Annotated in this window: 6 protein-coding genes; all 6 read right to left on the minus strand. The window is 60.7% G+C overall.

The annotated features are described in order from the left end of the window. On the minus strand, positions 1 to 1,913 hold a 1,913-nt coding region (locus tag VGL22_RS20635), incomplete at its 3' end, for a peptidoglycan D,D-transpeptidase FtsI family protein (protein WP_465268853.1). A gap of 37 nt (positions 1,914 to 1,950) precedes the next feature. Then, complete coding sequence (locus VGL22_RS20640) at positions 1,951 to 2,469, minus strand: cell division protein FtsL (protein WP_465268854.1); 519 nt, start codon at positions 2,467 to 2,469, stop codon at positions 1,951 to 1,953. A 65-nt stretch (positions 2,470 to 2,534) separates the two neighbouring features. Continuing rightward, on the minus strand, positions 2,535 to 3,446 hold the full coding sequence (rsmH, locus tag VGL22_RS20645) for a 16S rRNA (cytosine(1402)-N(4))-methyltransferase RsmH (RefSeq protein ID WP_465268855.1): 912 nt from the start codon (positions 3,444 to 3,446) through the stop codon (positions 2,535 to 2,537). Positions 3,447 to 3,474: 28 nt separating this feature from the next. Beyond that, positions 3,475 to 3,927: a division/cell wall cluster transcriptional repressor MraZ gene (locus VGL22_RS20650; protein WP_465268856.1), complete on the minus strand. Its 453-nt coding sequence runs from the start codon at positions 3,925 to 3,927 to the stop codon at positions 3,475 to 3,477. A 615-nt stretch (positions 3,928 to 4,542) separates the two neighbouring features. Then, positions 4,543 to 5,073, minus strand: a complete 531-nt coding sequence (locus tag VGL22_RS20655) for a DUF2127 domain-containing protein (protein ID WP_465268857.1) — start codon at positions 5,071 to 5,073, stop codon at positions 4,543 to 4,545. A 453-nt stretch (positions 5,074 to 5,526) separates the two neighbouring features. Further along, positions 5,527 to 6,441, minus strand: a 915-nt coding sequence (locus tag VGL22_RS20660) for a sensor histidine kinase (protein WP_465268858.1), incomplete at its 5' end; no start/stop codon positions are given.

A 6,441-nucleotide genomic window follows, 5' to 3' on the forward strand; every position in this document is an offset into this window, starting at 1 on the left:
CCATCGTCGCTGGGCAGATCGTTCACCGCGGCATACAGCGCGTTGATGTCCTCGCCCGTCTCGTCATGATCATCTTCGCGCGTCGCCTTCAGCGTCTCCTTCGCACCCTTCGCCGCCTTCGCAAGACGAACCGGCTCGTCGTGCGGCACGCCCAGATACTCCAGAACTTCTTGCCCAACTTCCGCAAAGACCGGCGCCGAAACCGCCGCGCCGTAATACGAACCCGCCCGCGGGTTATCCATCACAATCGCCACCGCGATCACCGGGTTGTTCACCGGCGCGATCCCCGCGAACGACGCGATATGCATGGTCTTCGAGTAGAGGTGCGTCGCCGGATCGATCTTCTGCGCGGTGCCCGTCTTGCCCCCCGAGGAGTAGCCGTTCAGCTGCGCATCCTTGCCCGTGCCGTTCAGTACCACCCCTTCCATCATCTTGCGCATCTCGGCCGATGCCAGCTCCGAGATCACGCGATGCGAGCCTTGGGGCAGGGGATTGAGCAACTCCTCTCCCAGCTTCACTGGCTGCGCCGCAGCAGTCTTGGCATTAGGGGACAGCAGCACATGCGGCGGCAGATACGTCCCGCCATTGGCAATCGTCGAAACCATCGACACCAGTTGCAGCGGCGTCACACCCACTTCCTGACCCATCGCGATGGAGCCAATCGACGACGATCCCCACTTCTTTACCGGCCGCAGCAGCCCGCGTGTCGCCCCAGGAAGCTCAACGCCCGGCTTCTGCCCAAACCCAAACGCGCGCACATAATCGTAGAACCTGTCCTGTCCCACCTTGAGCGCCATCTTGATTGCGCCCACGTCGCTCGAGACCTCCAGCGCCTTGTGCACCGGGATCACGCCATAGTGCTCGCCCTGGTTGTCGTGGATCACGCGACCGGCAATGGTGATCTGCCCGCCCTGGCAATCCACCATGTCATCCGGCTTGGCCACCCCCGCATCGATCGCCGCCGAGTAGGCAACCAGCTTGAACGTCGAGCCCGGCTCATAGACATCGCTCACCGCATGGTTCTTGAGGAGCGCCGGCGTCGTGTGGCGATACTGGTTGGGATTGAACGTGGGCCGGATCGCCAACGCCAGAATCTGCCCCGTGTGCACATCCTGGATGACCACGGTTCCGTTATCCGCGTGGGTGCGCTCCATCGCATGATCCAGCGCCCGCTCCGCAAGAAACTGGATGTTCGAATCAATGGTGAGAACCAGGTCCTGCCCCGGCTCGGGCTCCTTCTCGGTTGAGCCCAGCACCTTCCGCCGCGCATCCATTGCGGTAAACATGCGGCCCGGCTGGCCGTGCAGGGAGCCTTCGAATTTCTGTTCCAAACCGCCCAGCCCGGTGTCGTCCGTGCCCACGTAGCCCAGCACCTGCGCGGCAATTTCATTGTCGGGGTAGAAGCGTTGGAACTCCTTCTGGATATAGAGTCCCTTCACACCCAGCGCCTTTACCTGCGCCGATGTCTCATTCGAAACCCGCCGCGCGATCCATGCGAATCGCCCGCCCGTATTCAGCCGATTCAGGATCTGTTCTTCCGCCGTCTGCGCATCTGCCGGATCGACGTGAACAACGGCCGCAAGCCGGCGCGCGGCTTCGTCCTTATCGTCAATCTCGCTGGGATCCGCGTACCACGAGTCCACCTGCACGGTCATCGCAAGCTCATGCAGGTTGCGGTCAAAGAGCATCCCGCGCCGCGGCGCAACCTCAAACGTCCGCTGCTGCTGCTTCTGCGCGCGCTCCGCGTAGTCTTGGTGGCGCAGAATCTGCAGCCAGAAGAGACGCGCAGAAATGGCTCCCGCCCAACCCAGAAAGAAAAGACAGATCACCCAAAAACGCGCCACCCGGAGCGGAATGGCGCGCGGAAGCACATTTCGATTGCGAGTGCGATTGCGAAGAGTAGCTGCCTCCATGGCGTCGCTCCGAGGACAGGGAAGGGAAAAGCCTTGCTTATTGTACCGGCGAGGCCGGCGAAGTCATCGGTGCATTCACCTGAGCCAGCGCGGGAGCCGAAGCATCAATCCGCGCGCTCGGATGTATCACCTGTCCGGGCTGCGGTGCGGCAAGTCCCAGCTCCCGCGCCTTGCTGTCGATGCGACCCGGCTGCGTGAGCTGGGCTTCGCTCAGCTTCAGCTGACGATTCTCTTCGCGCAGCTGATCGAGCTGCTGCTTCTCAGCTTCCACCCGATAGGACCGCTCAATGGCGCTGAAGTGCTGCAAACCGTAAATCATGATCAGGGAAAACAGGACCGTAACCGCCGCGGTAAACACGCGCATCTCGCGCACCCGTACCGGATCCGGCGCTTTTACCAGCCGGGAATTGTCAAAGTGCTTGGTGAAGTAGAACTCCGGCGTGCGTACGCCCCGGCGCCGCTGACCCTGCTGCGCCAGCAACTCCGTGTTGCGCTCCGTTACGCGCGCCGTCCAGCTGCGGCCTGTCTCAAAGTATGTTGTCGTTGCTGCCGCCATCGTCGTCTCCTGGCCTCTAGCTGCTAGCTTCTAGCCGCTAGCTTGAACCTCATGGAACCTGATCCCTAACGCCTAATCCCCGCTTTTTCCGCCGCTCTCAGCTTCGCGCTGCGCGAGCGCGGATTGCGCTCAATCTCTTCTTCGCCCGCCGTCACCGGCTTCTTCGTCAGGACCGTCCAGATCCCCTTCTGCGCTCCCTCGCGCAGGCTGTCCTTCACAATGCGATCTTCCAAACTATGAAAGCTGATGACTGCCAATCGTCCAGAGGGCTTAAGCAACTTCGGTGCGGCCTCCATTAACGCTTTGATCTCGTCCAGCTCGCGATTCACATAAATCCGTAGTGCCTGAAATGTCCGTGTTGCGGGGTGAATCCTGTCTTGCTTCATTGCCGGGGCGGCAGCTCTGACAATCCGGGCTAATTGCCCTGTCGTCGTCACCGGCCGCCCGCGCACAATGGCTCTGGCGATTCTCCGCGACCTCCTTTCCTCTCCGTATTCGTAGATAAGGTCTGCCAGCTCTCGCTCGCTCACCTCATTTACCACCTGTTCGGCGGTCTCGCCCCGGCGCGTATCCATGCGCATATCAAGGGGCCCCTCCGCCATAAAACTGAATCCTCGCGCTGCTTCATCCAGCTGCAGACTGCTCACTCCGAAATCCGCCAGCACCGCATCGACTGACCCTGCGGCCACATGCATCGGAGCCGAACTGAATGCATCCCCCACCAGCTCTACCTGCGGCGCTTCGCTTCCAAGCTCTGTCCGAACCGCATCGAGCTTTGCCGCCGCCAACTCCATCGCCTGCGGATCGCGGTCGAACGCGATCAATTTGCCGCTTGGCCCCAGCCGCCGAAGGATTTCCGAGCTGTGCCCGGCGAGCCCAAGGGTGCAATCCACCACCGTGCTGCCCGGCTTCAGAGCCAGGTGCTGCAACGCTTCCTGTAAAAGAACCGGCACATGGCGTTCTCGTTCGGTCGTCATGCGCTCCCCCCTGAGGGGTTGGTAGTCCCTACTGCTTGCGGCGGGTTATCTCCGCCAGCTTCTGCCTGTCTTCCGGCGTGAGCTTGTTGCCAAGAACCGTCTGCTCAAACCGCTTGCGGTTGTGGACGGCTATGTAGCCTCCCATCCCGATCACCGCGACTTCTTCGTCATCCAGCCCGGCCGCGCTGCGCAGAATCTGCGGGATCAGCAACCGTGCCTGGGCGTCCATCTCAACCTGCTGGCCGTAGTAGCTCGTAATGCTTAGGTATTTCTGGACGGCCTCTTCCATCTCGCTCGACTCGCTCAACTGAGCCTCACGCTTTTCCCACTCGGGCAGCGGCCATACCTGGGCGCTCTCGCCATCCGTGCTGGTCACGTAGAACTGGGTCACGCTTCCGGCATCCACCAGTTGCTTGAACGCAGAAGGGAGCTTGAGCCTGCCCTTCTCGTCGACCTTGGCCGGGTGGTTGCCGCGAAACATACTTGCCTCTGGCTCAACTGCAGCGCGATGTGTGGTTGCCGGGCGCTCCGGCTGGCGGGTGGCCAAGCAGATTCCCCAGCTGCCTGGGGAAGCGAATAATTAGCGTAAGGGAGGCGAATTCTAGGTATTCTTGGCGTGGATGAATTGATTGTTGGCCACCACGCTCACTTTTACTCCCTTTTGCTCCACTTCACGAACGATCATAGCCCACATCTGGGCCCTATCCAACAGGAAAATGCTGATCCATCCGTGCGGCTGGCGCCTGAATCCAGAGATGTACCTCAGTTGGGTAACGGTTGATCTATGACCACCATATTTAGTGTTTATGAATATGGTTCATGTCCGGCAAGAGCCTCTTGGCAGCGAGGCAGTCCGGGTGTAAGCCCGGTTTTCCGCAAGTAAAAAAATAAATTCAGCCTTGATTTACAAACCCGGCCGAAAGCTTTGAATTCTGGAATCCCTCGAGACGGGGCACACTACTCCCAGCAGCACATCGCGTCGGTATCGTGACAGGTCGGCAGCTTTGGATCAGTGATGGCGGTCACGACCGTTTGGGAGCCCTGAGATCAGCCAATGCAAGGTCGGCAAATCTGTTGTCTATCAAGAAATCACAGCCTAGACAGACTTGTCGGCGGTCTGGTGTCTTGCTTTGGGCCGCCGCGTGGCCTTCTCGATGACCAGGAACGATAGGTAGCCCAGCACGACCAGGTTGATGGCCAAAACCCCAACGCGAACCGTCGTGATTCTCCGGAAGAGCTCGTGAATCTCAAACGGCAGAAACGAGGCCGTAATCAGCAGGGTGAGGACTTCTCCCCAAATCTTCTCGAGATACAGACCGACGCCCTCGGCAATGCAAACGCCCGCATAGCAAAAGGCGCCGAAGCCGATGCGCCGCAGCATGGGGTCGTTGAGCAACTCGGCCTTTTCGAGCAGGAAGTTGACTACACGCGATTCCGGGTTGCGGTGAAGCACCTCAACCAGGGTGTGCCACGCGAAGTCATCCACATCCCTGTGCACCAGATGGAAGGCGCCCAGACCGACGAGCACGAACAGCAGGGCGCACAGGAACTTGTAGCCTGCGATCAATATAAGACCGGCGTGGTGTATCGGCGGTTTTTCGACGATCTGGGTTTGCGAGCCCGTCATGATTGGCGGAACGGAGAATCCTGGATGCACCGGACCTTTACGACTATTTTACGTGAGGGCGGGCGCCGCGGTTCCGGAGGGTGAGAACGAGTGAACATTTGAGGGGGCGCCCGAATCTCCAATTTTATGCGGGAGGGTGGAGAGCGGGCAGCCGGAACCCATTTCCGCACTCGCCGCGGTTTACCAAACCCTTACGAAAGATGACCGAAGCCTTTATGCGGCTGCACCTTAGACTGCGCCCATGAACGGTTTTTTGACATTAGGCGTGCGTGTATTGGAAACCATCTTTTTCCTGGGGATGGCAGGTTCGGCGGTGGTGGTGGTGATCAGCTTTGTCGAGGACTTCGGCGTATTACTTCATCGCGACCGGTAACCTTTGACCTCCGACCATGGGCGCCGGCTCACGCGTTCCGGTGGGCTTTCAGAGGGGAAACGGGCAGCGGGATCCGGGTATTACGCGCGGACATCGTGGGCGACCGGGCCGTCAGGTTGAGTGTCCTCCACAGCGGGGGGCTGTTCTTTGAGCGGGATACAGAAGCGAAAGGCGGCACCCTGGCCGGGCGTACTGGCGACCTGGATGGAGCCGCCATGTGCCTTGAGGAGCGCCCGGACGATGGCCAGCCCCATGCCCGATCCTTTGCCGAATTTTGCTGCCTTGCGTCCGCGATGAAATTTCTCAAAGATGAGCGGCATGTCGACCATGTCGATGCCGGGGCCGTTATCGGCGACGGTGAATTGCAGGCGCCCCTCGGTGCGCTCGACACTCATGGTGACGCGGCTTCCCTGGGGCGAGTAGCGCGCCGCATTCTCGAGCAGATGGCGGAGCACACGGCTCATCAGGCGTTCGTCGAAAAGGACGGCGGGCTCATCTTCGGCGGCGCAGATCTCAACGACGTGTTTCGACAGCAGCAGCCCGGACTGATCGAGGGCATGCCGGAGCAAAGCGCGCGGATGGTGCGGCTGCAAGTTGAGTGTGCTCACATTGCTGTCAATTTCGGCCATCTCCACGGCTTCTCCGATGAGGTGGTCGAGACGCGTCGCTTCTTCGTCCACAATGGCCGCGAGGTCGAGTCGCGTAGCGTCGTCGAGTCCGCTGGGGTCAATGAGGGTGGTCGCCGCGGCGCGTATGGATGTGAGAGGTGTGCGCAGCTCATGGGTGAGGGAATCGATAAGGGCGGCGCGCAGCCGTTCGCTCTGGCGCGAGGCCTCGAGGCGCGCATTGGCTTCAATGGCCACGGCCCGGGTAAGGGCGATGGCTACCTGAGCGCAAACCGCGGTGGAAAGTTCGCGCGAAAGAGAGGGGGGGCGCCACGCGAGTGCTCCGATGGAACGGGAGCCGACCAGCAGGGTGTGGACCACAAAGTTCTC

Origin of the sequence: Occallatibacter sp. (assembly GCF_036502485.1) — a bacterium.
GTDB lineage: Bacteria > Acidobacteriota > Terriglobia > Terriglobales > Acidobacteriaceae > Telmatobacter.

Coding starts and splice junctions, on each gene's coding strand:
- VGL22_RS20640 (WP_465268854.1), bottom strand. CDS start 2,469: ATGGCGGCAGCAACGACAACATACTTTGAGACAGGCCGCAGCTGGACG.
- rsmH (WP_465268855.1), bottom strand. CDS start 3,446: ATGACGACCGAACGAGAACGCCATGTGCCGGTTCTTTTACAGGAAGCG.
- VGL22_RS20650 (WP_465268856.1), bottom strand. CDS start 3,927: ATGTTTCGCGGCAACCACCCGGCCAAGGTCGACGAGAAGGGCAGGCTC.
- VGL22_RS20655 (WP_465268857.1), bottom strand. CDS start 5,073: ATGACGGGCTCGCAAACCCAGATCGTCGAAAAACCGCCGATACACCAC.